The organism is Oceanospirillum sanctuarii, assembly GCF_002150805.1.
Lineage (GTDB): Bacteria > Pseudomonadota > Gammaproteobacteria > Pseudomonadales > Halomonadaceae > Oceanospirillum > Oceanospirillum sanctuarii.
Genome location: NZ_MTBA01000014.1, coordinates 1 through 26,392 on the forward strand (window position 1 = coordinate 1; position 26,392 = coordinate 26,392).

General features: G+C 51.8%; 22 protein-coding genes. 8 read left to right on the forward strand and 14 right to left on the reverse strand.

Annotation, left to right across the window (positions count from 1 at the left end; genetic code table 11):
• Positions 1-205: 205 nt before the first annotated feature.
• The 6 genes from BV405_RS16750 to BV405_RS16775 form a co-directional block, all read right to left on the reverse strand.
• The gene (locus BV405_RS16750; protein ID WP_086482042.1) at positions 206-5,083 is read right to left on the reverse strand and encodes a coiled-coil domain-containing protein; all 4,878 of its coding nucleotides are present in this window, start codon (positions 5,081-5,083) and stop codon (positions 206-208) included.
• A gap of 2 nt (positions 5,084-5,085) precedes the next feature.
• Positions 5,086-6,006 (reverse strand): hypothetical protein, encoded by a 921-nt coding sequence (locus tag BV405_RS16755; RefSeq protein ID WP_176330206.1) that lies wholly within the window; start codon positions 6,004-6,006, stop codon positions 5,086-5,088.
• 3 nt (positions 6,007-6,009) lie between these two features.
• The gene (locus tag BV405_RS16760; RefSeq protein ID WP_176330207.1) at positions 6,010-7,470 is read right to left on the reverse strand and encodes a hypothetical protein; all 1,461 of its coding nucleotides are present in this window, start codon (positions 7,468-7,470) and stop codon (positions 6,010-6,012) included.
• Positions 7,471-7,603: 133 nt separating this feature from the next.
• Positions 7,604-8,389 carry a sulfite exporter TauE/SafE family protein gene (locus tag BV405_RS16765; protein ID WP_086482043.1) on the reverse strand — a complete coding sequence of 262 codons (786 nt, stop codon included), beginning with the start codon at positions 8,387-8,389 and terminating at the stop codon, positions 7,604-7,606.
• A gap of 36 nt (positions 8,390-8,425) precedes the next feature.
• Positions 8,426-9,529: a methyl-accepting chemotaxis protein gene (locus BV405_RS16770; protein ID WP_086482044.1), complete on the reverse strand. Its 1,104-nt coding sequence runs from the start codon at positions 9,527-9,529 to the stop codon at positions 8,426-8,428.
• Positions 9,530-9,856: 327 nt separating this feature from the next.
• Complete coding sequence (locus BV405_RS16775) at positions 9,857-10,141, reverse strand: antibiotic biosynthesis monooxygenase family protein (RefSeq protein ID WP_086482045.1); 285 nt, start codon at positions 10,139-10,141, stop codon at positions 9,857-9,859.
• A gap of 168 nt (positions 10,142-10,309) precedes the next feature.
• On the opposite strand from BV405_RS16775, the gene tusA reads away from it, so the two are divergent.
• Positions 10,310-10,549 (forward strand): sulfurtransferase TusA, encoded by a 240-nt coding sequence (gene tusA / locus BV405_RS16780; RefSeq protein WP_086482046.1) that lies wholly within the window; start codon positions 10,310-10,312, stop codon positions 10,547-10,549.
• 36 nt (positions 10,550-10,585) lie between these two features.
• On the opposite strand, the gene BV405_RS16785 is transcribed toward tusA, so the two are convergent.
• The 3 genes from BV405_RS16785 to BV405_RS16795 all read right to left on the reverse strand — a co-directional run bounded on the left by BV405_RS16785 (position 10,586) and on the right by BV405_RS16795 (position 14,011).
• A complete protein-coding gene (locus BV405_RS16785; protein ID WP_086482047.1) occupies positions 10,586-11,299 on the reverse strand; it encodes a hypothetical protein in 714 nt (237 codons plus the stop codon).
• A 171-nt stretch (positions 11,300-11,470) separates the two neighbouring features.
• A complete protein-coding gene (locus tag BV405_RS16790) occupies positions 11,471-12,598 on the reverse strand; it encodes a DUF3080 family protein (protein WP_086482048.1) in 1,128 nt (375 codons plus the stop codon).
• Positions 12,599-12,628: 30 nt separating this feature from the next.
• Positions 12,629-14,011 carry an MATE family efflux transporter gene (locus BV405_RS16795; RefSeq protein WP_086482049.1) on the reverse strand — a complete coding sequence of 461 codons (1,383 nt, stop codon included), beginning with the start codon at positions 14,009-14,011 and terminating at the stop codon, positions 12,629-12,631.
• Between the two features lie 291 nt (positions 14,012-14,302).
• On the opposite strand from BV405_RS16795, the gene BV405_RS16800 reads away from it, so the two are divergent.
• The 3 genes from BV405_RS16800 to BV405_RS16810 all read left to right on the forward strand — a co-directional run bounded on the left by BV405_RS16800 (position 14,303) and on the right by BV405_RS16810 (position 17,998).
• Positions 14,303-14,878: an elongation factor P hydroxylase gene (locus BV405_RS16800; RefSeq protein WP_245832364.1), complete on the forward strand. Its 576-nt coding sequence runs from the start codon at positions 14,303-14,305 to the stop codon at positions 14,876-14,878.
• Between the two features lie 164 nt (positions 14,879-15,042).
• Complete coding sequence (locus BV405_RS16805) at positions 15,043-16,086, forward strand: Fe(3+) ABC transporter substrate-binding protein (protein ID WP_086482051.1); 1,044 nt, start codon at positions 15,043-15,045, stop codon at positions 16,084-16,086.
• Positions 16,087-16,285: 199 nt separating this feature from the next.
• Positions 16,286-17,998 carry an ABC transporter permease gene (locus BV405_RS16810; RefSeq protein WP_086482052.1) on the forward strand — a complete coding sequence of 571 codons (1,713 nt, stop codon included), beginning with the start codon at positions 16,286-16,288 and terminating at the stop codon, positions 17,996-17,998.
• 93 nt (positions 17,999-18,091) lie between these two features.
• On the opposite strand, the gene BV405_RS16815 is transcribed toward BV405_RS16810, so the two are convergent.
• Positions 18,092-18,589 (reverse strand): hypothetical protein, encoded by a 498-nt coding sequence (locus BV405_RS16815; RefSeq protein WP_086482053.1) that lies wholly within the window; start codon positions 18,587-18,589, stop codon positions 18,092-18,094.
• Entirely contained in the window at positions 18,558-19,445 is an 888-nt protein-coding gene (locus tag BV405_RS16820) for a TatD family hydrolase (RefSeq protein WP_086482054.1), read from the reverse strand. Before BV405_RS16820 ends, BV405_RS16815 begins: the two co-directional genes overlap by 32 nt.
• A 115-nt stretch (positions 19,446-19,560) precedes the next feature.
• On the opposite strand from BV405_RS16820, the gene BV405_RS16825 reads away from it, so the two are divergent.
• Positions 19,561-20,514, forward strand: coding sequence for a chemotaxis protein CheV (locus BV405_RS16825; protein ID WP_086482055.1), 954 nt, complete (start codon positions 19,561-19,563; stop codon positions 20,512-20,514).
• 106 nt (positions 20,515-20,620) lie between these two features.
• Here the strand turns inward: BV405_RS16825 and BV405_RS16830 are convergent, their stop codons facing one another.
• On the reverse strand, positions 20,621-21,121 hold the full coding sequence (locus tag BV405_RS16830; protein WP_217895694.1) for a DUF1499 domain-containing protein: 501 nt from the start codon (positions 21,119-21,121) through the stop codon (positions 20,621-20,623).
• Between the two features lie 118 nt (positions 21,122-21,239).
• On the opposite strand from BV405_RS16830, the gene uup reads away from it, so the two are divergent.
• Positions 21,240-23,171, forward strand: coding sequence for an ATP-binding cassette ATPase Uup (gene uup / locus BV405_RS16835; protein ID WP_086482057.1), 1,932 nt, complete (start codon positions 21,240-21,242; stop codon positions 23,169-23,171).
• 106 nt (positions 23,172-23,277) lie between these two features.
• On the opposite strand, the gene BV405_RS16840 is transcribed toward uup, so the two are convergent.
• Positions 23,278-23,718, reverse strand: a complete 441-nt coding sequence (locus BV405_RS16840; protein ID WP_086482058.1) for a universal stress protein — start codon at positions 23,716-23,718, stop codon at positions 23,278-23,280.
• A 211-nt stretch (positions 23,719-23,929) separates the two neighbouring features.
• On the opposite strand from BV405_RS16840, the gene BV405_RS16845 reads away from it, so the two are divergent.
• Together BV405_RS16845 and BV405_RS16850 are read left to right on the forward strand one after the other, a co-directional pair.
• Positions 23,930-24,424, forward strand: a complete 495-nt coding sequence (locus BV405_RS16845) for a hypothetical protein (protein WP_086482059.1) — start codon at positions 23,930-23,932, stop codon at positions 24,422-24,424.
• Between the two features lie 10 nt (positions 24,425-24,434).
• Positions 24,435-25,082 (forward strand): class I SAM-dependent methyltransferase, encoded by a 648-nt coding sequence (locus BV405_RS16850; RefSeq protein WP_086482060.1) that lies wholly within the window; start codon positions 24,435-24,437, stop codon positions 25,080-25,082.
• Here BV405_RS16850 and BV405_RS16855 read toward each other — a convergent pair.
• Positions 25,079-26,341 (reverse strand): D-amino acid dehydrogenase, encoded by a 1,263-nt coding sequence (locus BV405_RS16855; RefSeq protein ID WP_086482061.1) that lies wholly within the window; start codon positions 26,339-26,341, stop codon positions 25,079-25,081. The two genes, BV405_RS16850 and BV405_RS16855, sit on opposite strands and share 4 nt — an antisense overlap.
• Positions 26,342-26,392 lie beyond the last annotated feature (51 nt).

The window sequence follows — 26,392 nt, forward strand, 5'->3', positions numbered from 1 at the left end:
CGCCGATGGTAGTGTGGGGTCTCCCCATGTGAGAGTAGGACATCATCAAGCTCTTATCTTAAAAGCCCGTCTCATTTGAGACGGGCTTTTTTCGTTCAAAGCTAGTGGTTTTCCACAGAAACTATTAGCGGAACATCCGGCAATAAAAAGCCCCTGAGTCACTTATGACGCAGGGGCCTCATACTGTCGAATGAAAAACCGAGATTTATTCGTCTGAGGTTATCTCAGCAGGTTCCGGTTTGGGTTCTATCTTCAGCTGAAACAGGCTGGCTTCACCCAGTCGGCTGATATTATCTTCCTGATCTTCTGCGCCTTCACGGACGATGACGTGTCCACCCTGCCCATGCTGACCACCGATAACACTACCCACCAGATAACTTGGGAAGATACTTGAGTCATTCTCATAATTCGGGTTATGGATCAGGCCGATCATCTGGAAGCGTCCCCGGGTATTACGCAGTGATTCCAGAGAGTCTTCAATCAGCTTCTTGTGAGACAGTTTACTGAAGAGACCATCAAGAATGATCACGCTCTCTCGGGAAGCTCGTTCACGCTTACGCTGAGGGCTTGCCACCAGACGCATATCCCGTTCAATAGCGAATTCCGACAGCTTAACCAGCCACATCAGAGAGACGGCTTCACGCTGTCCTTCACTCATCTGCTCATTAAGACTGAAAAGACGACCATGGGCACGGATTGCAGTATGGCGTAGACGAATCGCGATATTTCGGAAAAGCGAGCGATAGATACGACGACGAATCAGTTCCTGTAGGTCTTTCTGCTGTTTGTCTTCGCTATAGCTTTCAGGGTTCTGCTGCTGACGTTTACGGCTGATTTCCTGATGGGTTTCAATCTCGCTTAGAAGGCTGGCAACCATATCGGAAATCGCCTGCTCATCAATCACTTCTGCCTGAATATCAAAGTGTGCACCTTCATCGCTGCTATGGCTCTTGGCGACTCGTTTCAGAATCTGAAGGTTACCGGCGGCATCGGCAATAATACGGCTCAGACGCTCCTGCAGGCCCGCTTCAACCTGGTTCTGAGATGCACGCAGCTGTTCAACACGGCTCTCATGCTGCTTCAGCTGGCTCTTCAGGGTGACTTCAAGACTGAGCAGGTCGTTGAGTGACTGATCACTGAAACCTTCCTGATCTGGATCCTGAAGCGCTCCAAGACGAGCTTTCTCTGTTGCATTAAACAGCTGTGCTTCTTTCAGAGACTGAGACAGCAATTGCTTCAGCTGTGTCATAAGTTGAGCGATCAGTTTCTCCTGACGGCTTAACTCTTTACCCCGTTCGTTCAGCTGCTCTGCACGAAGGGATTCAATCAGCTGTGATTGTAAACTCTGCAGCTGTTCGACAGGCTGTTCATCATCTTTCAGTTGCTGCGAGTAAGCTGCAAAGAGTTCATAAAGAGGGCTGTCCTCAATCGCTTCTGTTAGCGGTATGGTGTGCTTAGAGTTGTAATCCAGCTCACGCAGTTGCTCCAGCCATTCCATTGCCAGCTCGTCGATCAGTTTCATCAGGCTTTCTGAACGACTGATCTGATGACGAAGATCTTCGATTCGTTGCTGCAGCTCTTTACGCCCTGTCTTCAGCTGTTTGATCTGCTGATCCAATGTCGCCAGTGTTTTATCCAGCTGACTGTCAGCGCCCTTGCTGCCGCGCATCGCCAGATAATCTTTAATACGTTGGAAATTCCAGCGCATACGACGGGTGCAGCGTTCCTGCTGGGCGATCAGTTCAGCTTCGCGTTCTGCGTGGTTTGCCATAAAGCTGACATCATCGCTGGCAACATAAGCGCTCAGTCTCTCCAGACGGCTCTGCTCGCCATCAGCAAATATCTGTTCCAGCTGCGAGGTCAGAGATTTCAGTTGCTGTTGCAGGTGTTCTTTTTGAGCCGAGGTCTGGCTGACACCTTCTTCCAGTTGGGCGATCTCAAGTTCAGACTGGCTGACACGGTTCTGTAGCTGTTGATACTGTTCTTCACCACCGGCCTGAACATAGTTTTCTGCTTCCAGCGCCTGACGCTGAGACTGGTGCAGAACCTGCTCCAACTGTTCGATTCTTGGCAGCAGAGGGTTCAGCTGAGGCTCTGTCTCTTTGATCTGTTGAACAGCCTCAGTCAGCGCGGTATCACCCCCCAGTTCCAGATAACGCTGGAAGTCAGCAATAGTACTCAGAGATTCCGGCGTTAACTGGTTTTTCAGGTGTTCGGCATCCTGATTGAGTTCGCTAAGCTCCTGACTCAGTTGTTCTAGTTGGTTAGGGCTGTTTTCGCGGATTGCCTGAACGGCCAGTTCAACTAAGGCATAGGATTCGCCATAAGGGTTGTACAGCTCAATCTCGATGCGGATCTCTTCCTGCCGTTGCTGCAGGTAAGCGATGCGTTGTTGAACCTGTTCTCTCAGCTGACTGATGCTGTCCGGGTCTGTTGCGGCTTTCACCGCCAGCGTTTCATAGCCCAAAGCAGCACCCATGAGTGGCTGGCCAGCATCCAGACAAGCTTTCAGGCCGGATTCGCAGAATACTGGTAGGGCAAACTGCTTCTGCAACAGGAGTTTAGCGGCTTTCTGTGCTTCTTCCTGATCGGTCAGTACCGGTGCAAACAGAAAGGCTGCAGCCTGAATCAACAGCGGCTGTTTTTTGCTGCTATCCGGTTCCAGTTGCTGAAGCGCTTCATGCAGAGGGCGAGGGGTTAAGCCCTGCTCCTGAAGCAGAGTCAGTGCTCGCTGCTCCTGATCGCTGGCCGCCAGTGGGTCGGTATCTAGGTGCTTGATATAATGATCCAGTCGCGGCAGCTCTTTTTCGATCTGGCTGGCTTCAGCCGCCAGTCCCGGATAAGCCTTTTGGGCTTCTTTCAGCCAGTCTGCCGGTTGCTTATCGGCATGTTGCTGACGGAAAGCATCCAGTGCCTGTGCAGAACGCTGATGCTGTCGGATCTCGCTTTCCAGTTGTTCCAGATGCTGTTTGAGCTGACGTTCCTGTTCCAGAAGCTGCTCTTTCAGACCCACCGGTTTCGCATCGCCGAACAGATGCTGGAAGTGATCCCGCTGCAGCGCCAGAGGTTGCAGCTGTTGCTGTACCTGACGTGCCTGAGTCAGTGCGCTTTCAAGGGGCTGCTTTTGTTGCAGTAGGTTTTGGTGCTCTTCCTGAATACGCTGAATAAAGCCTGTTGGCGACTGGCCGGGATAAGCGGCATTAAAGGCTTCCCATGAGCTGCGGTTCTGCTCCAGCTGTGTAAGCTGATGGTTCTGTTGCTGAGTTTGCTGCTGCAGAGCGATCAGTTTTTTTTCCAGTTGCTGCTGGTGATCGGACTTGTTTTCCAGTTGTTCACTTAACTCTGCCAGTTGCTCCTGAAGTTGCTCCTGACGGGCTACTTTCTCTTCCAGTAACAGAGTTGGATCACTGCCCGGATGTAGCTGTTTAAAGGTCTGCCACCAGTTGTCCACTTCCTGAAGCTGGCCGGTTTTACGCTGATGTTCACTCAGTGCCTGCTGAGCGGAATCAGCTTCCTGCAGCGTTTTAGCCTGAGTTTCATCGGGTTGTTCCAGCTCGTCTTCTGTGAACAGGCCTTCACTGAGAGCATCACGGTAATAACTCTGGTTGTCGATAAAGGCTTGAGAGCGACTGGCGAAAGACTCTTTCTCCTGCTCGGCCTGCTCCAGTTTCTCTTCCAGCTGCACCAACTCCTGCTGGCTGTTTTTCAGAAAGAGTTTGTCTGCCAGATAGTCTTCCCGGGCGCTGTTGCTGTCCCAGTCGAGGAAAGTCTCACTGGCGTCCTCAAGACGCTGTAAAGCTTCAAGGCGAGCGGCATCATCAGAGAAGTTCTGACTGCCTGCGATCAGCTCACGGGCTTTTTCCAGCGGATACACATTGGTTTTGCGATCACTGACCCAGTCCGCCATCGGGTGATGCAGCAGACGTCGGGTCGGGTTACCGCTGAAGCCTGCCTGATCCATATAGGCCTGAGCGCGATCCAGCGGGCAATCTAACAGACGGGCAATCAGCTGACCGGTAACCACAGGCTCGGTTTGACCCGGTAACAACGCCAGTTGCAACGCATCATCGTTTCCACTGATATTCGCCTCTGTGCTCGGAATACCCGGCAGTGGCGATTGGGCGATATGCAGCAGAGTATCCCGGCTGGTGGCCATGCGTGCCTGTTGCGCACGCAGCTCTGACTGAGCTTCCTGCAGTTCGGCTGCCTTCTCGTTCAGGCGCTGCAGCTGATCAACTTTGCTTTGGGCTTTAAACTGATCCTGTTCGGCGGCATCGATACGATGGCGAAGCTCCGAAACCTTCTGCCCCGAGTTAATGATCACATCTTCAATGAACTCTTCCGCCTCATCGGTTTCGCCCTGAGTGGCACCGGCGAGAATCTGAGGTGCGAGTACTTCATAGAAGAACGCCTGATCCGGCTTTTCACCCTGACGGGGACGGATGGCGTTAAAGATCTGGCTCTTATCCGCACCACCTTCTTTCTGGAAGCCTGCTAACTGTTCCAGTTCTTTGCGGCTGATATGGCGACTGATGGATTCCAGCCACTCATCACGGGTAGACGGGCGGATGACTTTGATGCTGCGGGCGTTATTGAGAAAATCCCGGTTGCTGGCCAGACGTACTTTGCCATCGAGAGTAGTTTCCCGAATCGGGCACTCTTCCAGTGAACCCTGGAAGTAGTAAAAGTGACTGTCACTATCGCTGTGACCGTAGAGACCAAACACCCAGTTTTCACCGGTTACCTCTTCGCCAGCCTGAGCCAGCAGATCATTTTGCTGACGATCCTGCTGTGCGGCACTTCTGAATTCAACACGGATATGGCTCCAGGGACGCTCCTGACCCTGAACACGGGCCGGGCTCATTTTGCGGCGGGTGTTGGACATCAGCTTACGGTCGCGGGACAGCATACCGATCAGACCGTCACTTAGGGTGGTTTTACCAAAACCATTTTCCATGCTCACGGCGGTGGATTGGCCGTGCAGGTTCAGCAGCAGGTGGCGCATCTTAGGTTCCCAGGGACTGGAAACGTCGCCGTGCTTGTTGAGCAGGTTAGCAATTTCAATTCGGTTGATCACAGACATGCTTAGTGCTCCCCGGATGGAAAGAGACCGTCAGCAAAATCGACGGCTGGTGCAGGGTTAGGAAGAGACTGAGATGAATCGCTGTTATCAGGATCACTGTCAGCAGAATCTGTATCCTGAGCGGTTTCATCTGCAAGGCTGAGATCATTCAGCAGATGGTGAATATGGTGCACGCCGATCTGCTCCGCCTCCAATGCTCCCAGCAGAGTTTGCTGGTAGCTGTTGCCGGTAGCCTGATCGGTTTCCTGCTCATTGGAAGTGCTTTGTTCGCTGTTTTTATCACTGACCCGCTGCAGATGACCGGCGGCTTCCAGTAGTTCGATAAAGGCACGCACCCGGCGGGGGATATCATCACCTTTCTCATCCGCCAGCGTCTTCACCACCGCAGAGAGTGCTTCGGTGTGGGTTCCGGTCTGACGCAGCTGTTCAATATGCTGACGCATCGCTGCAGTCAGTTCCTGAGGGGCAACAACGGCTTCCTGATAGAGGCTGACATCGGTCAGAGAGCGGTTATTTCGGGTGTAGAGCAGCCCCATGAGCAGTAACCAGAGGTGCATAAACCAGAGAGCAACTTCCTCCTGGGTTTCCTGACGCAGGCGCAGAGCCTGATAAACCGGTTGCTGGCTGAAAAGCGCTGGCAGATCCGCATCCGGCAGGCGTTGCAGGACAAACATCTGACTGCCGGCAGCGATACCCGGGTAATCTGTGGCATCCAGAATGGTCAGTTGCAGACCCTGACCGCCCAGAAACTGGCGCAGTTGGCTCAGTTCTTCTTCGCTGGACTGGGCCAGCAAGGCGCAAACATCCCGTTCTGAAATCAGGCCCGCCCGTGACGGACGGCGATTACGGTTGGCCGGACGGCTTTCGGCCATGCGATAACGTAGCAGGTAGGCGTAAACTTCGCCCATTTCACTCATATTCATCGGTTAAATTCCTGATTCCGGTGCGTTTGGACCGGAATGGGCGGTCTGTTCGGTATGACGGATTATCTGGTCTGCGGATGGCTCTGAGATTCGAAGCATCAGGGTTGGGTTGTCGCCCTGCAGGCGTCGTCCATCCGGCAATGTAATATCCAGGGTTTTATCGGGATCCAGCGCGATCACAAGGTTCTGCTGCAGCTGGTCGGGATCAACAAACATATTCAGCAGCTGAGGCAGGAAATCCTCGTCGCCAATCCGGCTCCAACCATCCTGAATCGCATCTTCAAGGGATAGCGGGCGCTCCGCCAGATGCTGCCGCAGAGCCTCACCATGGTAACTGAGGAAACGGTGCAGAGCTGTATCCTGACGTTCATCGTCATCGCTGCCATCAAACACCAGTGCTTCTTCACTGCGTTCGCTGCGCTGATCCTGCAGTAGTTGGGTAAAGTCGTTAACGGACGGGAAGCAGGCTTCCACGGCAAAGGGCATGGTGCGTTCGACAACGGCCTGAGTCAGAGCCTGTGCCGGTGGTTTGCGGGCAATATCCAGAGCCAGCTGGCTGAAGTCGATGACACCCATACTCCGGATACGACCATCGGCGATATCGGTGAGCAGTTCTGTCAGGCGACGACTGAGGTTCTCAATCGCATTCAGCACCCGGTTAAGGCTCTGGGTCAGCATCAGCAGTTCCCACTCCTGCGGGTGTTGCTTCTGCCATTGCTCGAAAGCTTTTTGCTGCTCCGGGCGACTCAGCAACTGACGGCATTCCAGAATGGTGCGTTGAATACTGTTAAGAGCATTGTGGTAGTGACGTTGATTTTCCTGAAACGCCTGCAGTTTACTTTCACGGGTCGGGTTTTCCCGGATACGCCGGATATCCTGAGTCAGGCCGCGAATAGCCAACAGAATCGAGTTACAGATATCCGGTACACGGGCGTAATCGCCACGGGTGATTGCGGTCAGCGCTTTAGCAGCATCGTATTCACTATAGAGCAGGTCTTCCACCTGACCCGCCAGATTCACCGCCTGACGGCCTGCGGCAGTTAAGCGTACATGGCCGGTCTGGGGCTGACGCTCGACCAGTGAGGTGCGCTTGGTACTGGCCAATGTCTGGCGGGTTTCACCCTGGCTTTCCTGTTGAGAAGCGGCCCGATTGATGTAGTAAAGCTCGCTGGGCGTAGACAGGGTGTTGATGACAAAGGTCAGGTCATCGGCACTCAGGTTTGGATAAAACTCGCGGATGAAATTCCGGCATCGGCTTTGGGAGACAAAAGCACCATTGGTGATGAAGTCTTCTTCCAGCAGGAAGTCGAGCAACAGGCTGGCCAGATCGAGCCAGTATCCATCCTTGAGTCCGGGGCGTTGCTCCTGGGAAACCCGAACGTGGGGTGACTGGCGTTCGTGGTTGCTGTCGTGCAGATCCAGCAGCCGAACCGTTGTCACCAGAAGATTGATCCAGGGGGTCATAGTTAACGCGTTGCCTGTAGTTTTCGTCTTTTAAATGCGTTTTAAGTGCCTTTCAGCCGGTTTCGGCAGCACTTAAATCTGAGCTGAATTGGGTCTCCGCCAGACGTGGATTTTACGTCGCGGAAACCGTCCATTATGCCACAATCCAATGCTGCCAGGCTAAGCGTAAACTGATCAGAATAACCAGTAATACAAAGACACGTCTGACCCAGACATTGCCCATGCGGATCGCGGAATGAGAGCCGCACCAGGCACCTAACATCAGGGTTGAACCCATGGCGATACCCAGTCCCCAGGCCACATGGCCCAGCCAGGCAAAGGTGACCAGAGAGGTGAAGTTGCTGATGAAGTTCATGGTGCGGGCTAGCCCCAGTGTTTTCAGCATCTCCATACGGTAGAAGTGCAGGGCGCTCGCGGTCCAGAAGGCACCGGTCCCGGGGCCTGCGACGCCATCATAGCCTCCCAAAATAAAGCCGTGGATACCCTGAAACAGACCGCTTTTCTTTTCCGCATTTTCATCCGGAGTCGCAGGGCGGGAGATCAGGGTGTAGATAGCTGTGGCGATGATGATCAGCGGCAGGGCTTTGGCGATAAATTCAGCATTAAGGATGCTGGCGATGAAAGTGCCTGTGGTTGCGCCGATCAGGGTACCAAGCGCCGCTACTTTCCAGAGTGCCGGATCAAAAAGCCCTTTGCGAAAGAAGGTGATAGTTGCCGTTAAAGATCCAAAACTTGCGGAGAGTTTATTGGTGCCGAGGCTGAGGTGAGGTGGTATGCCTGCAGTCAGCAGTGCAGGAATGGTGATAAGACCACCGCCGCCGGCGATCGCATCAATAAAGCCAGCCAAAAAGGCCACCAGCATCAGAAACAGCAGGTGGCCCAGAGTTAAGTTTTCCGCCAGGGGCAGGATAATGTCCATAAAGTCCGCATCGTCAGGGTGCGGACGGGGGACAAGTTACAGATGGCGCTGTTTGTCTTCGTCCGCAATTGCGTTGAGTACATCCACCACCAGTCCGCTTTGCTGTTCCATCGCTTCCAGATGTCTCAGGGCTGTGACGCAATCACCGGACTGAGCCGCAGCAACGGCAGCTTGTCCTTCGCGGTGAACCGCTTCATGGGGGGCTTCGAGATGGCTGAAGTTATGCAAGCTGGAGAAGCGCTCGCGGCCATCGCCCTGATAATACCATTTTCCCAAACGGCACTGGTGGTGATCGGTAAAATCTTTTGCAGATTTACGGTTCAAACCCAGATACGCCTGATAAACCTCATTTTTATAGACAATGTGGTCGAGCTTAACGGTTTCGATAAAGCCAAGCGTGGTGGACGTATCGATGGTTTTCTTCATGCTGCGTGAGAGGGCGACAACGGAATTGATCAGGGTTTCCGCTTCGCCAACCGCTGTGTTGATCTCACTGGATTCCTCATCCATCGCTTTGGCGCTGTCAGCTGTTTTGCGGGTCTGTTCTTCAATCACAGAAACCAGAGTGGTGATCTCAGAGGTTGCATCGCTGGCTCTTTGGGCAAGGTTGCGTACTTCATCTGCTACCACTGCAAAGCCACGGCCATGCTCTCCGGCACGAGCCGCTTCAATTGCAGCGTTCAGTGCTAGCAGGTTGGTCTGTTCTGAGATGGTATGAATGATGTTAACGAACTCAGAGATACGACCGGACGCATCATCGAGTACAGCCACCTCTTTATGAGTGGAACTGGATTGCAGGCTGATCTCCTGCGCTTGCTTGTTGATCTCGGAAAGCAGGCTCAGGCAGCGGTCAAACAACTCGTTGGAATCTTTCAGCGAGAGGCTTTCTTCCATCAGGGACTCTGCAGAGTAGGCGACCTTCTCTCGAACTTCGTTCAGGGAGCTGTGGCCGGAACCCCAAAGGGTATGAAACCTCTTATTCAGCGCTTGCTGTTCAGAGTCTGCGGATTGCGTGTCTTGCTGCTGGTTTAGCTGTTGGCTCAGACTCTGGTTTTCCGACATCAGGGACTGGTTTTCCTGTTCCAGTTGACGCAGGCGACGCTCTAATTCATCTATTTTTTGTTTATTGCGGTTCCACATAGGTTGCTCCGGGCCTCTGTAGGGCCTTGATGTCCAAAGAATTCTTCCGTGATTATTACAATGTAATAAAACGCTAATCTTAACTTAAAGGAACTTGAATGTAAGATTTGTTTTGTCGCAGCTGATAATGAACTGACCGCATGATTAGGTGATGGTCGGAGCGCACGATATAAGGAATGGATTAGGTGTTGAAGACAGGGGTACAAGGCACTGTTAATTCAGCAGGGTTAACAGAGCACCGTTAATAAAGCACTACAGGAGGTGTAGTGCTTCGGGGTTAGCGGATCAGGTCAGAAGATTTAAAGACCTGATCTATCAAGGCGTTAATCAGAGATGTTCAAGCACGGTGACTTTTTCCGGCTCTGCCAGCATGGCGGCGATAGTGCCCGAGATCTCGTTACGCTCCGGTGAGCGATTCCAGCGCTGCCAGGCACTGTGGTCACGCCAGAGGGTGAAAATAAAGCGGTGATTAGGATGCTCTGCATCCTTCAGGGATTCCCCTGAAATAAACCCGTCAGCATGTAGCGCTTGCTGAAGAATGCTGCGGGAGAAGTTTTCGTAGTCTGGTTCCAGTCCGGGGATAATGATGCGTTCTATCATTACCTTGATCATGGTGTTCTCCTTAGTTTTTCTCTTGCTTACTGTTTTTCTTATTGCGTTTGTGTCGTTGTAAATTTCCGGTCGAACTTATGCGCTATGACTCATTGAGTTGAAGCCTCTAAGTTGATCCGGGGGGCGGGTCTGGTAAACTTCCCGCCTTTATTTTTTCAGGAATCGATCATGTCTGAACTGACCTATACCCATGAATTAGACACCTCAGGCCTGATGTGCCCGGAACCTGTGATGATGCTGCACGGCAAAGTGAAAGAGATGGCGGAAGGTGATGTGTTAAAAGTGATCGCCACCGATCCATCAACTACCCGTGATATTCCTAAATTTTGCCAGTTCCTGGGTTTTCCTCTGCTGGAGCAGAAAGAAGAGGACGATCTCTTTTTCTACTACATCCAGAAAACCGCTTAAGTCATAAGGCCCGGCTGATACGCTTCTCTGTTCGCCTCATGAATTAAACTGGCAGCCCAGCATCATGCGCTGAAGTGCTGCCAGTGCCTCAGGCTCTTCCCGTTTAATCTGGTTCGCTACCTTGTATTGAAAGTAGTAACTGGTGCCTTCCAGTTCGCTGAACGGGAAAAGGCAAGGGTCACCGGGCAGCACCGGTGTATTGGTAACCTTATTTTCATCGACCAGCATTGCCTCGACCCGGCCGTCACTGAACAGCGCCCAGCTGTAAATCTCCGATAACTGATAGATGGAATGCTCCGGTATCAGGGTTAATGCATGGGTGCCTGTGGTATCCGGTAGTTCCTGCATCACATAGACCTCGTCAGAGGGCACAAACTCATAGGCATCCAGACTGGCTCTTAGCTCCTGTACTTTATGCTCCGGTGGCTCACTGAAGACAACTTCAGATTCCGGATCATAGTAGCCCTGCCAGAGCCCTCCTTTAGGATCATCCGCCTGTTCCGCTGAAATCACACTGGTCAGCCAAGGGATAATGCCGACGACATGCTCGTCTTTCTGCATGCCCCAGCCCAGAAGGGGAACGGCAAACAGGCTTCCCGGATCGTGGGGGTGAGAGTACACCATGCAGAGGTGGTCGAGTTCAGGCACGATACGAATCAGCTGCTGACTGGCAGGATCGTCGATCGGCTTCTTGCTGAAGAGGCTGATCACATTATCCCGGTTAGCTGTTTGAGCGGCGCTGTGAGTCATGTTGCCTCCTTCTCCGCTGGGGAGCTGGTGGTCAGAAGCGGCAGCTTTGATTCATTCGTATCATTCAGAGCTGCCCTTACTAGAAAAAATAGTCGATAACTTATTGTTTGAGAAGTTGATTTTTAATTGGCAAAAATGGAGCAGAGGTTTGCAGTCCTGATATTTAAGCCTTCAACCTCTCTGGGGAAAGAGGCCGCATTGGCGTAAAAGACGGTTCCAGACCGCAGTATGTCTCTGGTTGGCCTGTTGAAAGGATTGCCACAGGGCTTCAGGTTTATCCATCGATAGCCAGCGGTTCTGATAGCTTTTCAACTCAGGAGTTGCGTACTCTTTTGGCAGGTTATTAAGGGTGGCATCAAAAATCTGATTCACTGATGGCAACAGCTGATTCGCCATGCGGCTGTGATGAGCAATCACCGGCTGGATGCCCTGCAGGTAGTATTTATGCAACACGTTATAGAGGTTTTTGGAACGCGGTGTACTGCCGCCATTAAGGCAGACAGGGCGTTGGGCAAGTTTGGTTTCCAGAAGCAGGGAGACCCGATTCAGTGAGTGGGTACTGACCTGCAGGGATTTCAGCAGGCTATGGAGAATAGGCTGGCTATTCAGTACCTGCAGCTGCTGCTCAAGGGTGTTGTTTGGCTGAGGGTTATCGGTGACCTCTGCGAGCTGTTTTAAAGCTGCTGCTACACTTTGGTATTCCGGACGGGCATCCGGCAGGAACGCCTGCTGAGACTGGCTCAGTTGATTGGTCAGTTCATCACCGGCAAAAAACAGCTGATGGCTGACTAAAGGGCGGATTTGTTGTTTGTGCCGGTATGCGTCCTCAAGCCGTTGGATAAAATCACTGTCCTCAGCCAGCCATTGCTCACGTTTCTGATAGCAGGGTTCCAGTTTCTGCCAGAACGCTTGCTCATAGATAAAACGTTGTGACGGCATCATCACCTTGCCGAGATTGCTGTTCTTCTGGTTGATCAGTGACATCAGACCACAACGCTGAAAATCCCAAACCTCCACTAAACCCTGCTCAAAGCTTGGAATCTCAATAAGGCGACTGCGACGATCAGGATAGGCTATTGCGGGAAGCGAGGCTGCCTCTTCCGGTTCCAGATCGAGAATATTGCTCACCCGATCCAGGTAATCCTGATAGCGGTAACTGAGGGTATTTTCCTGCTGACAGCCACTGATGAGCATGACAAATAAGACTAACAGGGTGATGGACAAGAATCGTGGGAAGGGGTTGCTGCTGCCCTGAAGACTTGAACGGAGGCGGGTTTGCGCAGATAAGTTAATGTTCACTTTTCGCCTCCGTTATCCTGTTGCTGACGGTTATACGGCCGTTGCGTGTTTCCGGTTTGTGACGAAAAAACGCCAACCCAGAAGCACCGCCGCCATGCTCAAACCGGCAATCAGGCCGTACCAGAAACCGGCAACCCCCATGGCAGGAACAATCAGATCGGTCAGCGAGAGGATATAGCCCAGTCCCATACCCACAACCCAGTAGGAGAAGAGGGTAATCGGCATAATGATCTGGGTATCTTTATAGCCGCGCAATGCTCCGCTTAAGGCAACCTGTAGCGCGTCTGAGATCTGGAAGATCGCCGCCAGATGCAGAAGAGTAATCGCCAGCGCAATGACTTCTGCCTGATCGGTGTAGAGTGTTGCGATCATTCCCGGCAGGAAGTACATGATGCCTGCCGTGAAAAAGCAGGCGAAAACCGTGCAGCCAGTGCCCACAAGACTGATGCGCTTGCCATAACCGTAACCGGCGGAGCCAATACCGTTACCGACGCGCACCGTCAGTGCCATCGCAAGGCTTAAGGGCACCATAAAGGTTACCGAGGTGACATTCAGCGCGATCTGGTGTGCAGCTACCTGAGTAGAGCCCAATCGGGCGATAAAAAGTGCGATGGTGGTAAAAAGCCCTACCTCGAAGAAGATCGCTATACCGATAGGAATGCCTACACCGGACATCTCCTTAATATCGGACCAGCGCGGCAGTGCAGGGTGGTCCAGCAGCCGGGTCTCTTTATAGCGATGATTAAAGCGGATGTAGCACCAGAGCAGAATCACACCGGTCCACATAGCAATCGCCGTTGCAAAACCACAGCCCATGACGCCCAGAGCAGGAATCGGCCCCATGCCGTAGATGAGCACCCAGTTGGCGACCAGATTGAACAGCAGCATACCCACGCTGATCAGGAGTACTGGGCGGGTAAAACCTAAACCCTCGGTATAGCTACGCATGGTCTGGTAGAAGCCGAGTGCCGGGAAACCGATCATAATCCCCAGCATATAATCCCCCACCAAAGGCACCAGATGATCCGGCACCTCCATTAAATGCAGAATATCCGCGTAAAACAGCATGACGCCGATACTGAGCATGCTGATCAACAGTCCAAGCCAGAAGCCCTGAAAGGCAAAAGGGCCAACCTTTTGCGGGGTATCTGCGCCTAACCATTGGGCGATAAAGGGTGTCAGGCCCAGCAAGACACCGCTCAGGAAGAGAAACAGAGGCATCCAGATACTGGTGCCCAAGGCTACTGCAGCCAGGTGATCAGCACCCAGACGGCCAACCATCAGGGTGTCGATAACGCCCATGCCGGACTGAGCCAGCTGAGCGCCCATAATCGGCAGCGCAATCGCCAGAAGATATTTGATCTCAGTAGAGAGTGATGGAAAGACAAAAGTCTTTTTTGCTGATGTTTGCATATCTGGTCTGAAAATCCTTGGCGGTAAAAGCACTGCCCGATAAAAAGCGGATAAAGATAACCGGGTTGCAGGTGAAACCAACCGGGCAGGGGATTGTACTCAGTCGCCCCCGCTTTGTCTTGAGTAGGGGCTGCGTGATCAATTTTATTTCCGATTGCTGCCAGCGCGTTAAGTGACTTGTTACGGATCAAAAAGAGTGTAGAAAAGCCCGGTGTTTTTTTCCGGATACCCTGCATAAGCCGTATAATGCGCCCTTTTTTCCGTCGTTAGAAAATGATTGTTGAGGTTACTGTGAGCGAGCAACACCGTTGTGAAGATCTGATCCGGATTTTTGACCAGCTTTTTCTGGAGTCAGAGCAGACCCGTCTGGTGAAGGGGGATGATGAACCTATCTATCTTCCGGCATCCATGACAGGGAATGAGCATCAGGTGATTTTTGCCCATGGTTTCTTTGCCAGTGCCATGCATGAGATTGCTCACTGGTGTGTTGCCGGTAAAGAGCGTCGCTTACTGGAAGACTATGGCTACTGGTATGAGCCGGATGGCCGTTCCGAAGAACAGCAGCGTCTGTTTGAAAAGGTTGAGGTGATTCCTCAGGCGATGGAGAAGTGTTTCTGTCTGGCTGCAGGTTTTCGCTTTCGGGTCAGCGTAGACAATCTGAACGGCTCTCCGGGGGATACCCGAAGCTTTGAAGAGAATGTTGACCGTCAGGCAGAAAAGTATCTGACAGAAGGTCTTCCTGATCGTGCTCAGCGTTTCTTTGATGCACTGTCCTGCTTTTATCAGACAGGAGCCCGAACCGGCTTGTCTCCAGTCAAAGCCGATCCTGAATTAAACAAGGCTGAGGTTGCTGAAACTGAATGCTAGGGCGCTTTAGAGTCCTGATTCTAAAGAGGTTTGATGTTGATCAATAAATGAAAACGATTTGCAATAAGTATTGCATTCGGAGTTTTTATTGGGTTAAATACCAATTATTCTCATTTCGATGATTGATTAGAACTGCAAAACTTTTTCCGTCAGGAGACACGTTAATGGCTCAACAAGGTTTCACTCAAAAAGCATTTAAGAAAGCGGTTGCTGCTCTGGTTCTGGCTGCAGGTTCTGCTGCCGCGTTTACTGCACAGGCTGCTGATGAGATCAATATCTATTCTGATCGTCAGGCGTTCCTGATGAAGCCGATTCTGGATGCTTTCACTAAAGAAACCGGCATTAAAGTTAACGTGGTATTCGCTAAAAAAGGCCTGATTCAGCGTCTGAAGAGCGAAGGTGCAAATAGCCCTGCAGACCTGCTGCTGACTTCTAACGTAAGCAACCTGACCCGTGCGGTTGACGCTGGCGTGACTCAGAAAGTTGACGATGCGGTTATCAATAAAAACGTACCGGCTAAATTCCGTGATGCTGATGGCCAGTGGTTTGGTCTGACGACCCGTGCCCGTGTTGTCTACGCATCTAAAGATCGTGTGAAGCCGGGTGAGATCGAAACTTACGAAGATCTGGCTGATCCTAAATTCGCTGGCCGTATCTGTACCCGTAAAGGCGACCACACCTACAACATCGCTCTGATTGCTTCTATGATCGCTCACCACGGTGAAGCTGAAGCTAAGCAGTGGCTGGAAGGCGTTAAAGCAAATCTGGCGCGTAAGCCTCAGGGTAATGACCGTGCACAGGTTAAAGCGGTTAAAGAAGGCGTTTGTGATATCGCTGTAGGTAACAGCTACTACTACGGCAAAATGCTGACTAACGACGAGCAGCGTGCCTGGGCAGAGTCTGTCAACATCGTTTATCCGAATCAGGGTGATCGTGGTACTCACGTAAACATCAGTGGCATGACCATGACCAAGAGCGCGCCAAACCGTGACGCAGCTCTGAAACTGATGCGTTTCCTGACCGAAGATGAAGCGCAGAAGATCTACGCAGAGCAGAACTTCGAATATCCGGTTAAGCCGGGTGTTTCTGCCAGCAAGCTGGTCGACAACTGGGGCGACTTCAAAGCTGATGATCTGCCACTGTCTGACGTAGACAAGTTCCGCAAGCGTGCCGCTATGGTGGTGAACGAAGTGGGCTACAACAACTGATCAGCGGATGCTGAAATCAGTAATCACTTTGGCTGATGTTTGCCCGGGCTGTTATTACTGCCCGCTGGCAGATGTCGCCAAAGTTGTTATAACAGGCCGGCCTAAGGTGCTGTTATAATTAGAAATTCCGGGGCAGCCATGGCTGCCCTTTTGTGCGTTCTGAAAAACACTTTTTATCGTTTCTGACAGGTAGGCGCGGATGGTTTCGCAAGCAGAGGAAAATACAGTAGTGAGTGGTCGTTCCCGACTGGCGACACTGTTTCAAAACCGCTCGGGCAATGGCTACTGGCAGTTTGCAGTATGGCTGATTGCGGCCATCGTCTTACTGCCGGTTCTGGCTGTACTCTGGCTGGCGTTTTTCCCTGAAGAAAACATCTGGCCTCATCTGCTTTCTACTGTTCTGCCGGATTATGTCATCACCACGCTTGGTCTGATGCTGGGGGTCGGTGTTCTGGCCGCGTGGTTGGGGGTGTCTACCGCCTGGGTCACCACCATGTACGATTTCCCCGGTCGTAAAGTCTTTGAATGGGCGCTACTGTTGCCCTTCGCGGTCCCTGCCTATGTGATCGCTTACGTTTACACCGATATGCTGGAGTACTCCGGCTGGGTTCAGATGGGATTGCGGGATCTTTTTGGCTGGCAAACGGCGCGGGATTACTGGTTCCCTGAGATCCGGAGTCTGGGTGGTGCTGTGGTGATGCTGGCGCTGGTACTGTATCCCTACGTTTTTATGATGGTACGGGCGACCTTTATTGAACAGTCCGCGTCTTTGCGTGATGCTGCCCGAACTCTGGGTTGCAGCCGTCGAGAGGTGTTCTGGCGTGTATCCTTGCCCACTGCTCGTCCTGCTCTTGCCGTAGGTTTAGCGCTGGTGCTGATGGAAGCCCTGAATGACTTCGGTACGGTGGATTATTTTGCGGTGCGTACCCTGACTGCGGGTATTTATGATGTTTGGCTCAATATGGGCAATATCGGTGGTGCTGCTCAGATTGCCAGTGTGATGATGATCTTTATTCTGGTGCTGATCGGCCTTGAGCGTTATTCCCGTCGTCGTCAGAAACAGTTTTCCCGTGGCGATCGTTTTAAAGCCTTTCAGCGCACCCGTCTGACCGGCCGCAAGGCGGTTGCCTGCTGGCTGATCTGCCTGATTCCTTTGCTGTTTGGCTTTGTCGTGCCTGTACTGTCGCTGGCCCGCCATGCGGTGGTTTATTTTGATGTTTCCTGGACACCGGACTTTTTCCAGATGAGCTGGAACAGCTTTATGCTCTCAGCGGTAGCGGCTATCGGTACTATCCTGTTGGGTTTGATTCTGGCTTATGGTAAGCGACTGGTGAAAGCACCGAGTGTGCAGAAGGCGGTGCGCCTTTCGGGCCTGGGTTATGCTATGCCTGGTGCTGTTCTGGCGGTAGGTGTGATCATTCCTCTGGCTGCTTTTGATAACACCATTGATCGTCTGTTTGAGAGTTGGTTTGGCATCTCTACTGGGTTGCTGTTGAGTGGCACCGTATTTGCGGTGATCTTTGCTTATATCGTGCGTTTTCTGGCGGTATCTGCCGGAAGTATCGAGTCCAGTCTGGATAAGGTAACGCCGAGCATGGATATGGCGGCCCGTTCTCTGGGCTACAACACTCTGCAGATTCTCTGGAAAGTTCACGTGCCTATGATAAAACCAGGTGTTCTGACAGCGGCACTGGTGGTGTTTGTGGACTGTATGAAGGAGCTACCGGCGACTTTGGTGCTGCGTCCTTTTAACTTCGATACCCTGGCGACCCACGTTTATCAGTTTGCATCCGATGAGCTGCTGGAAGAGTCTGCCTTGTCGGCGTTGGTGATTGTACTGGTGGGGATTATTCCTGTGATTCTGCTAAGCCGCTCCATTATTGCCTCCCGTAATGAGAAGCCGCAGAGCTGATCCATGACGCGAGCAAACAGCAGATAAAAAAACGGAGCAGCCTGATTCAGGTGCTCCGTTTTTTTGCCTGATTGAACAGACCTTACTAAGAAGTCAGAACTCTTCGCTACCGCCACTCAGTGTCTGATGTACAAACAGCATGGAGAGTACGTTAGCTTCCGACTGATACGGATCCATACCACGTTCGGCCATCCACTCGTTACGCAGATCCTGCCAGTTGTCGTAGCCAACTTCGTAGAGGCTGGCGGCAGGCTCAAGGGCAAAAGGCGTATTCATCTGATAGCTGTCGAACAGCATATCCAGCCAGTGTTCATCTTCGCCCGCACCATCCACGTAAACGATATCAGTATCAATATCCGCCTGCAGTTCGCGAATCACCTCTAAAGCGCTGACACCGTGCAGCATCAGATCATCAATGTCGATTCCGGCATCATCAAACTGATGGCTACTAGTGTCCAGCCAATCATCTTCCGGTGTGATCAGGGTGCTTTTTACCTGGCCATCCGGCGTCGACCAGCAAACCGCGATGGGAAAACCATCTTCATCGGGGCTTGAGCACTCAAAGTCGATAAAAATCGGAAACTGGGTCATTAGCTACCTCATTAGCAGGGCTGAAACTATCGGGTAAACGGAAAAAACGACGCGCATTGTCACTGGTTTTGTGGGCAAGATCCAGCTCAGAAAGCTTCATGTGCTGGCTCATCTCTTTCAGTACCCAGGGAAGGAAGGCGGGGCGATTGGTTCTGTCTTTCGGCTTCTTATCCATGTTACGGGGCAGCAGGTAAGGCGCATCGGTTTCTATCATCAGGCGGTCGGCCGGGATGTTATGCACCAGCTCCTGCAGGTCGGTGCCACGGCGTTCATCACATACCCAACCGGTGATGCCAATATAAAGATCCAGATCCAGATAACCGAATAATGCTTTCTGACTGCCGGTGAAACAGTGGATAACGCCATCGGCGATATGATCGCGATAACTTTTCAGAATCTCATGCTGGCGCTCAAAGGCATCCCGCTCATGCATAAAGAGCGGCTTCTGAAACTCAATGGCAAGTTCAAGCTGGGCTTCAAAAGCTTTTTCCTGCTCCTGAGGTGTCGAGAAGTTACGGTTGAAATCCAGACCGGTTTCGCCAACGGCAACACACAAAGGATGCTGCAGCAGATCTTTCAGATTCATAGGAGTCTGGCTGGTAAATTCGGAGGCATCGTGGGGATGAATACCAACGGTGCTGCGCAGCTGTTCGGGAAATTGCTCACAGAGCTTCAGGGCTTCTTCTGATGAACTCAGAGAGGTGCCGGTAACGATCTGAGTCAGTACGTTGGCTTCCAGAGCCTGTTCTATAATTTCACTGTGTTTGCCGTGAAAACGGTCACTGGTCAGGTTAACGCCGATGTCGATCAGAGCGGCAGGGGCTTTTAGCAGTGAATTTTGTTTGCTGTCACTCATTAGTTTCCTGAATCCTGATAGAAATAAGGTGCGAATTTAACTACTATTGACTTCCCAAAGGAAGAAATCCGGCATTGATCGCCTTTAATCTGAGACCACAAAATTGGAGTAGCCCATGGCAGGGGTATTAGCTAGCGTAGATTCCCGTACACAGTTGGTAGGTGAAAACCGGTTAGAGCTTTTGATGTTCCGTTTGCTCACGGGGCAGTTGTTCGCCATCAACGTGTTCAAAATTCAGGAAGTGATGCGTCTGCCTGCACTGTCCAATTTGCCGCACCATCACCCGTATGTAGTGGGTGTAACGCACCTGCGTGGCCAGACCGTAACGGTTATCAACCTGAGTCAGGCGATCGGTATGCCTGCTCTGCAGCCTACAGAAGAAAGCAATCTGATTGTGACCGAGTATAACAACTCTGTTCAGGCTTTTCTGGTAGGTGGCGTAGACCGCATTATCAACATGAACTGGGATGAGATCATGCCGCCGCCGCGTACCACCGGCCGCTCTCACTACCTGACTGCCATTACCCGTGTTGAAGAGAAGATTGTTGAAATTATCGATGTAGAGAAAGTATTGGCTGAGATCTCGCCATACCTGATCAGCGTGGATACTGAAAACCTGGATGATCAGATCCGTCAGGCTGCCAGCAAAATGGAAGTTCTGATGGTGGATGACTCCTCAACGGCTCGTGCTCAGGTTAAAGAGACTCTGGGTCATCTGGGGATCACCATTCACGAAGCCCGTGATGGCCGTGAAGGTCTGGATAAGCTGCGTGCTATGGCCGATGCTGGAGAAGATGTTCCGAACAAGCTGCTGATGCTGATCACGGATGCCGAAATGCCGGAAATGGACGGTTATCGTCTGACCCGTGAGATTCGAGAAGATCCTCGCCTGAAAGATCTGTTTATCACGCTGCACACTTCATTGAGCGGTAGCTTTAACAAGGCGATGGTACAGAAGGTGGGTTGTGATGACTTCCTGTCCAAGTTCCAGCCGAAGCAGTTGTTTGATCTGGTGGTGCGTCGTATCTGTGAAGTTGAAGGCCTTGAAGCGCCTGCGGCATCAGAGTAATCACTACACTGAATAACAAAAAGCCCGCAATCCATGCGGGCTTTTTTGTGTCTGAATGTTTTATCTTGCCGTTCAGAACATCATCAATTTTATGATGATTTAAGCATTAGTCTGTCTGAATCGGAACTTTCTTTTCCAGAATCGGTTCTGCCATGCGCTCACTGAAGATTTTACGGATCTCCTCGATACGGCGGCGGTTGGCGCCAAGGTCAGAATAGCCAATTCGCGACGCGGAGCGTACCGCGATAACGCCCGGTACCTGAAAGTAAAACTCGACGTCATCAATAAAACCCATCAGCGGCGTGCGAAAGTCTGCACGCAGATAGTGAGCATGTTCACGGGTCACTATGATGGTATCTGAGCGTTCTGAGAGCAGACCTTCCATCTGGTCATAAGCCAGTGACTGTTCTGCGGTGTAGAGAATTGGTGGTACTTTCTGGCTTTCCGGAGTATCCGGATGAGAGGCAACACAGTTGGGCGTGCCTGGGCATGGCTTGAGGCGGTTGTTTTCCACCCCCAGGTTAGGAATATCGTGCATACAACCTGTTAAAAAGGCGATAATGGTTCCCAACATAACTGTTTGTCTTAATACGGGAAAATAAATCATTCGGGTTTCCTGTCTGATCATCCTGATACGACTGTTTAAAGTAGCAAGTTTTAGGTGGATACCTCAACATCGGATCCGTTTTTTTACAGATAATTCCAAAGTTTTTTACAGGCATTTCATGGCGTTAGTTAGATTAGAAAAAGTCAGTATTGCATTTGGTCATCATGCGTTGCTGGATGAAGCCTCTCTGGTCATCAGCAAAGGCGAGCGAATTTGTGTGGTTGGCCGTAATGGCGCCGGTAAATCCACCATGCTGAAGCTGGTTTCCGGCGAGCAGACACTGGACTCAGGCTCTCTGTGGTGTCAGCCAGGGCTGAAAATTGGCCAGCTGGCGCAGGACCTGCCGGCAGCCGGTGACGATACCGTTTTCGATATTATTGCTGATGGCATTCCTGATGTTGGCAAGCTGATCCGTGATTATCACCATCTGGTGATGAACATTAACGGTGATGACGATCTGAAAAAACTGGAACATCTGCAGCATGATCTGGAAAGCAAAGATGGCTGGGCACTGAGTCAGCGTGTTGAATCCATTATCTCCCGCCTGAACCTGCCTGCTGATACGCCGATGAAATCCCTGTCCGGTGGTTGGCGTCGTCGTGTAGCACTGGCCCGCGCTCTGGTGAGTGAGCCTGATCTGCTGCTGCTCGACGAACCGACTAACCATCTGGATATCGAAACCATCGCCTGGCTGGAACAGCAGGTGAGTGAGTTCCGCGGTGCGGTTCTGTTCATTACCCACGACCGTGCCTTCCTGCAGAAACTGGCAACCCGTATTGTCGAGCTGGATCGTGGCAAGCTGACGATCTGGGAAGGTAACTACCCAAGCTTCCTTGAGCATAAAGAACACATGCTGGAAGTAGAAGAACGCCAGAATGCTGAGTTTGACAAGAAGCTGGCGCAGGAAGAAGCCTGGATTCGTCAGGGCATTAAGGCTCGTCGTACCCGTAATGAAGGCCGGGTGCGAGCACTGCAGGATCTGCGTAAAGAGCGCTCTCAGCGTCGTGAGCGTCAGGGCACAGCCAATATCACGCTGGATAAAGCGGAATCCTCCGGTAAGCTGGTGGCTGAACTGGAAAATGTCAGTTACAGCTGGGGCAATAAGCCGATTATCCGCAACTTGACCACTCAGGTGATGCGTGGTGACCGTATCGGTCTTCTGGGCCGTAACGGTGCGGGTAAATCCACCCTGTTGAAGCTCTTTTTGGGGCAGCTGGAACCTCAAAGCGGCAACCTGAAAATGGGTTCTAAGCTGGAAGTGGCTTATTTTGATCAGCTGCGTGCTCAGCTGGATCCCGAGCGCAGCGTGATGGATAACGTCGCGGAAGGACAGACCAGCATCACCATTGGCGGTCGTGATAAGCATGTAATGAGCTACCTGCAGGATTTCCTTTTCAGCCCTGAGCGTGCCCGTACGCCGGTTAAGGCGTTGTCAGGCGGTGAGTGTAACCGTCTGCTGCTGGCGAAACTCTTCACTAAACCTGCCAATATGTTGGTACTGGATGAGCCAACCAACGATCTGGATGTGGAAACGCTGGAACTGCTGGAAGAGCTGATCGCCAGCTTTGACGGTACTGTGTTCCTGGTGAGTCACGACCGAGCCTTTATGGATAACGTAGTGACCAGCGTTTTCGCCTTTGAAGGTGACGGAGTGGTACGTGAGTACGTTGGCGGCTACAGTGATTGGGTGCGTCAGGGTGGTAAATTCCCTGAAGAGATCGCGGGTGGTGACGGTAACAGTTCGCCAGCTACTCCTGCAAAGGCAAAAGAAGAGCCTAAAAAGGTTGCTGAACCTGTGCAGGAGAAGCCGGCTGCTAAAGGGAAAAAGTTGAGCTACAAGCTGCAACGTGAGCTGGATCTGCTGCCTGCTGAGATTGAGAAACTGGAAGCCGAGCTGGAAGAATTACACACCATCACAGGTGATGCGGCTTTCTATCAGGGTGATCCCGTGAAGGTGGCCAAGACTCTGGATAAGCTTCAGCATAAAGAAGGTGAACTGGAGAAAGCGATGGATCGCTGGGTAGAGCTTGAGGCGATGAAGGAAGAATAAGCTTCTTATCTCGTTCAAAGTTGTATCGCTTACGTGAAACGAAAAAGCCCGGAACAGAATGCTGTTCCGGGCTTTTTTGATCGTGTTATAAGCTCAACTTCGGGGCTTATTTCTCGTCCTGAATGCGAACAGCCAGAACGTCACACTTGGCACCATGCAGAACGCCAGTGGAGGTTGAACCCAATAACAGAGACAGGCCGTGACGACCGTGGCTGCCGACAACAATCAGGTCAACGCCTTGCTCTTTAGCCATGCGGTGGATCTCTGCATCCGGGACACCAACCAGAATATGCTGCTGCTCAGCAGGAATATTCAGAGGCGCACCCAGTTCAGCCAGTTTGTCTTTGGCATGTTGCTCCAGCTGATCCTGAATAGTGGTCAGATCCATAGGGATGTCGCCACCATAAGCAAAGCCCAGTGGCTCAAGGGCATGGATCAGGCTGATTTTGGCGTTATTACGTTCTGCAATCGCCTGACCTTTCTCGATCACCTGACCGGATTCATCAGTCAGATCAACGGCGATCAGTACGTGTTGGTATTGGCTCATTTTTTTGTCCCCTTGCTAAAAAATCCTTATCTGACTGTACTTTATCCCTTGTCTATCGATTAGTATAGGCCGCAATTCGATTAACAAAACGATCAGCAACACAGTTTTGGCGTGGATCATAAACGGGATCTTTTTCCGATAATCCATTGAACTTTAATTGTTCTGATTAACCCAGATTATCGGTTTATTCCGATGCCCACAGAGGTGTTATATGAGTACCTGGCTTATTGTCGTTCTTATTTTTGCGGCTGTTCTGAGTCCTATCGCCTGGATCCTGCCATCCAAACGTCAGCGTTATCAGATGCACCTGCGTCAGGTTGCTCTCTATGCCGGGATTAAGGTTCGTCTGGAACAGTTCGAACTTCTGGGAACTAAAATCAACGCGGTGGCCTATCGCATCATGCGTGACCCGGAAGAAAAGCAATCAGCGCATCGTTTCCGTTTGGGGCACGGTCCCCGTCTGGACAAGGAAGAACTTGAGTACCGTGGTGATGAGTTTATTCCCGGCTGGGTATGGCTGGAGCCTGCAACCCCGGCATTAAGCGAAGAACAGGAAGAACGTTTGAAGGCGCTTCTGCAGGTTTTGCCTCAGGATACGATGATCTTTGAATCCGGCACTGCAACCATGACCCTTTGGTGGCGTGAAAATGGTACTCCGGAGCAGGTAGAAGCGTTAGCAACTCAGATGACTGAACTGAAAGTCTGATCTCACTCTTATGTCTCAGAAATTGAATGCAGCACTGCAACAGATGTTGCCCGCGGCTCGGGTAAAGGCTGTTTCGTTACCTGAGGCCGAAGCAATAAAGCTTTGGCTGGTTGATCCTGAGCCCGTTGATCGGGCCTTCACACCGGATGAAATTGTCGCCATTCTTGAGCATGCCCCTTACTGGGGATTTTGTTGGGGTAGCGGTCTTGCCCTTGCCCGTTATATTCTTACTCATCCGCATGAGCTTGCGGGTAAACGGGTAATCGACTTTGGCGCAGGTTCCGGTGTAGTTGCGGTTGCCGCGGCTAAGGTGGGGGCTGAAGTGATCGCTTGCGATATTGATCCTGTTTCTCAGCTCGCGTGCCGGGAGAATGCACAGCTCAATGACGTTGAGTACGAAGTTGCAGATGATCTGCTGGCACTACCTGAAAAGGGAGCGGATCTTCTGATTGCGGCGGATGTGCTCTACGACCGGGACAATCTGCCCTGGCTGGATACCTTTTTCCGCTTTGCTGATGAGGTGTGGGTCGCGGATTCCCGGGTGAAAAACTTTAGTCATCCCCGATATGAACTGGCAGATATCTTCACGGCGAGTACCCTGCCGGAACTGGGAGAACCCTATGAGTTCTCCTCCATTCGTTTTTACCGCTCTGTTTAATAAGAAAGCTCAGGCATTTCGTATCGGTCGTACTCGGTGATATCGCCATTACAGATCATATCGGCCAGATATTTTCCGGAGCCGCAGCCCATGGTCCAGCCAAGGTTATGGCCGCTGTTGATCCAGAGATTGTCATAACGGGTTTTCCGGATGCAGGGGAGGCCTGATGGTGTAGCGGGTCTTAAGCCTGTCCAGAATCGGGCCTGATCAAAACCACCGGCTTCAGGGAAGAGGTTTCGGGCGTGCTCCAGAATACGGTCGCAGCGTTTTACGTTCAGTTCACGGGAATAGCCCCCCAATTCACCTGTTCCGGCCACCCGGAGTTCATTGCCAAGACGACTGAACACCAGTTTATTGGCTTCATCGGTCAGACTAACATTTGGTGCATTTTCCGGGTGTTCCAGTGGTACCGAGATGGAATACCCCTTAATCGGATAGATGTTCGGCCAGACTTTTAATGGTCGTAGCATTCGGGCTGACCATGGCCCCATACAAACGATCAGGTGATTTGCCGTCAGGTGACGGTTACCCAGCTCGCCATTGACCCGGACATGGATGCGTCTGCCTTCCCGAACCAGCTGCATAATGTGAGTGTTCATCGCAAATTCAACGCCCATCTCTTTGCACACCTCAGCCAGCTGCTGGCTGTAGGCGCGGGCATCGCCGGATTCATCGGTTTCGGTATAGGTAGCGCCAACGATTTTTTCGTTACTCAGGCGGAGAGTCGGCTCAATATTGAGGGCTTCTTCGGTGGAGATGATTCTTCGGTTACAGCCAAAGGCCTGCATCTGCTCAATGCTTTTCTGGCTGACCTCCATTGCTCTTTGGCTGCGATACAGGTGCAGCACCCCCAGCCGTTTCTGTTGGTAGTCCAGTTGGTGCTCTTCCTGAACCTGCCGGGTCAGTTGTTGCGAGTAGGCGGATAAGCGCATCGCTTCAAGAAGGTTGTTGCGCCATTGCCCTGGCGTGCAATGAGCCAGCCAGCTGCCGAGCCAGCGCCATTGCTGAATATCGATACCGGGGCGGAACAGAAGAGGCGCATCATCCCGAAGAAGATCCCGAATCACAGAGAAGGGAGCAGAAGGCTTTGCCCAGGGTTCGGCATGGCTGACGGCGATCTGTCCTCCATTGGCGTAGGAGGTTTCATTGCCGGGGATAGGCTGACGATCAACTACCAGAACCTTATGCCCCGCTTTGGCGAGCCAATACGCAGTATTGACCCCGATAACGCCACTTCCTAATACAATACTGTCGTACATAAGGCTATTCCCTCGCAACGGATAAAATCTCTTGTCTTTTCATCAGTGTAG

Bases quoted from the DNA above. Each gene is read 5' to 3' on its own strand.
- BV405_RS16775 (WP_086482045.1), bottom strand. From the start codon at position 10,141: ATGATCAAGGTAATGATAGAACGCATCATTATCCCCGGACTGGAACCA.
- BV405_RS16815 (WP_086482053.1), bottom strand. From the start codon at position 18,589: ATGACCCAGTTTCCGATTTTTATCGACTTTGAGTGCTCAAGCCCCGAT.
- tusA (WP_086482046.1), top strand. From the start codon at position 10,310: ATGTCTGAACTGACCTATACCCATGAATTAGACACCTCAGGCCTGATG.
- BV405_RS16830 (WP_217895694.1), bottom strand. From the start codon at position 21,121: ATGATTTATTTTCCCGTATTAAGACAAACAGTTATGTTGGGAACCATT.
- BV405_RS16850 (WP_086482060.1), top strand. From the start codon at position 24,435: ATGTCTCAGAAATTGAATGCAGCACTGCAACAGATGTTGCCCGCGGCT.
- BV405_RS16855 (WP_086482061.1), bottom strand. From the start codon at position 26,341: ATGTACGACAGTATTGTATTAGGAAGTGGCGTTATCGGGGTCAATACT.
- BV405_RS16795 (WP_086482049.1), bottom strand. From the start codon at position 14,011: ATGCAAACATCAGCAAAAAAGACTTTTGTCTTTCCATCACTCTCTACT.
- BV405_RS16820 (WP_086482054.1), bottom strand. From the start codon at position 19,445: ATGAGTGACAGCAAACAAAATTCACTGCTAAAAGCCCCTGCCGCTCTG.
- BV405_RS16750 (WP_086482042.1), bottom strand. From the start codon at position 5,083: ATGTCTGTGATCAACCGAATTGAAATTGCTAACCTGCTCAACAAGCAC.
- BV405_RS16805 (WP_086482051.1), top strand. From the start codon at position 15,043: ATGGCTCAACAAGGTTTCACTCAAAAAGCATTTAAGAAAGCGGTTGCT.
- BV405_RS16760 (WP_176330207.1), bottom strand. From the start codon at position 7,470: ATGACCCCCTGGATCAATCTTCTGGTGACAACGGTTCGGCTGCTGGAT.
- BV405_RS16810 (WP_086482052.1), top strand. From the start codon at position 16,286: ATGGTTTCGCAAGCAGAGGAAAATACAGTAGTGAGTGGTCGTTCCCGA.
- BV405_RS16840 (WP_086482058.1), bottom strand. From the start codon at position 23,718: ATGAGCCAATACCAACACGTACTGATCGCCGTTGATCTGACTGATGAA.
- BV405_RS16825 (WP_086482055.1), top strand. From the start codon at position 19,561: ATGGCAGGGGTATTAGCTAGCGTAGATTCCCGTACACAGTTGGTAGGT.
- BV405_RS16845 (WP_086482059.1), top strand. From the start codon at position 23,930: ATGAGTACCTGGCTTATTGTCGTTCTTATTTTTGCGGCTGTTCTGAGT.
- uup (WP_086482057.1), top strand. From the start codon at position 21,240: ATGGCGTTAGTTAGATTAGAAAAAGTCAGTATTGCATTTGGTCATCAT.
- BV405_RS16755 (WP_176330206.1), bottom strand. From the start codon at position 6,006: ATGAATATGAGTGAAATGGGCGAAGTTTACGCCTACCTGCTACGTTAT.
- BV405_RS16765 (WP_086482043.1), bottom strand. From the start codon at position 8,389: ATGGACATTATCCTGCCCCTGGCGGAAAACTTAACTCTGGGCCACCTG.
- BV405_RS16770 (WP_086482044.1), bottom strand. From the start codon at position 9,529: ATGTGGAACCGCAATAAACAAAAAATAGATGAATTAGAGCGTCGCCTG.
- BV405_RS16785 (WP_086482047.1), bottom strand. From the start codon at position 11,299: ATGACTCACAGCGCCGCTCAAACAGCTAACCGGGATAATGTGATCAGC.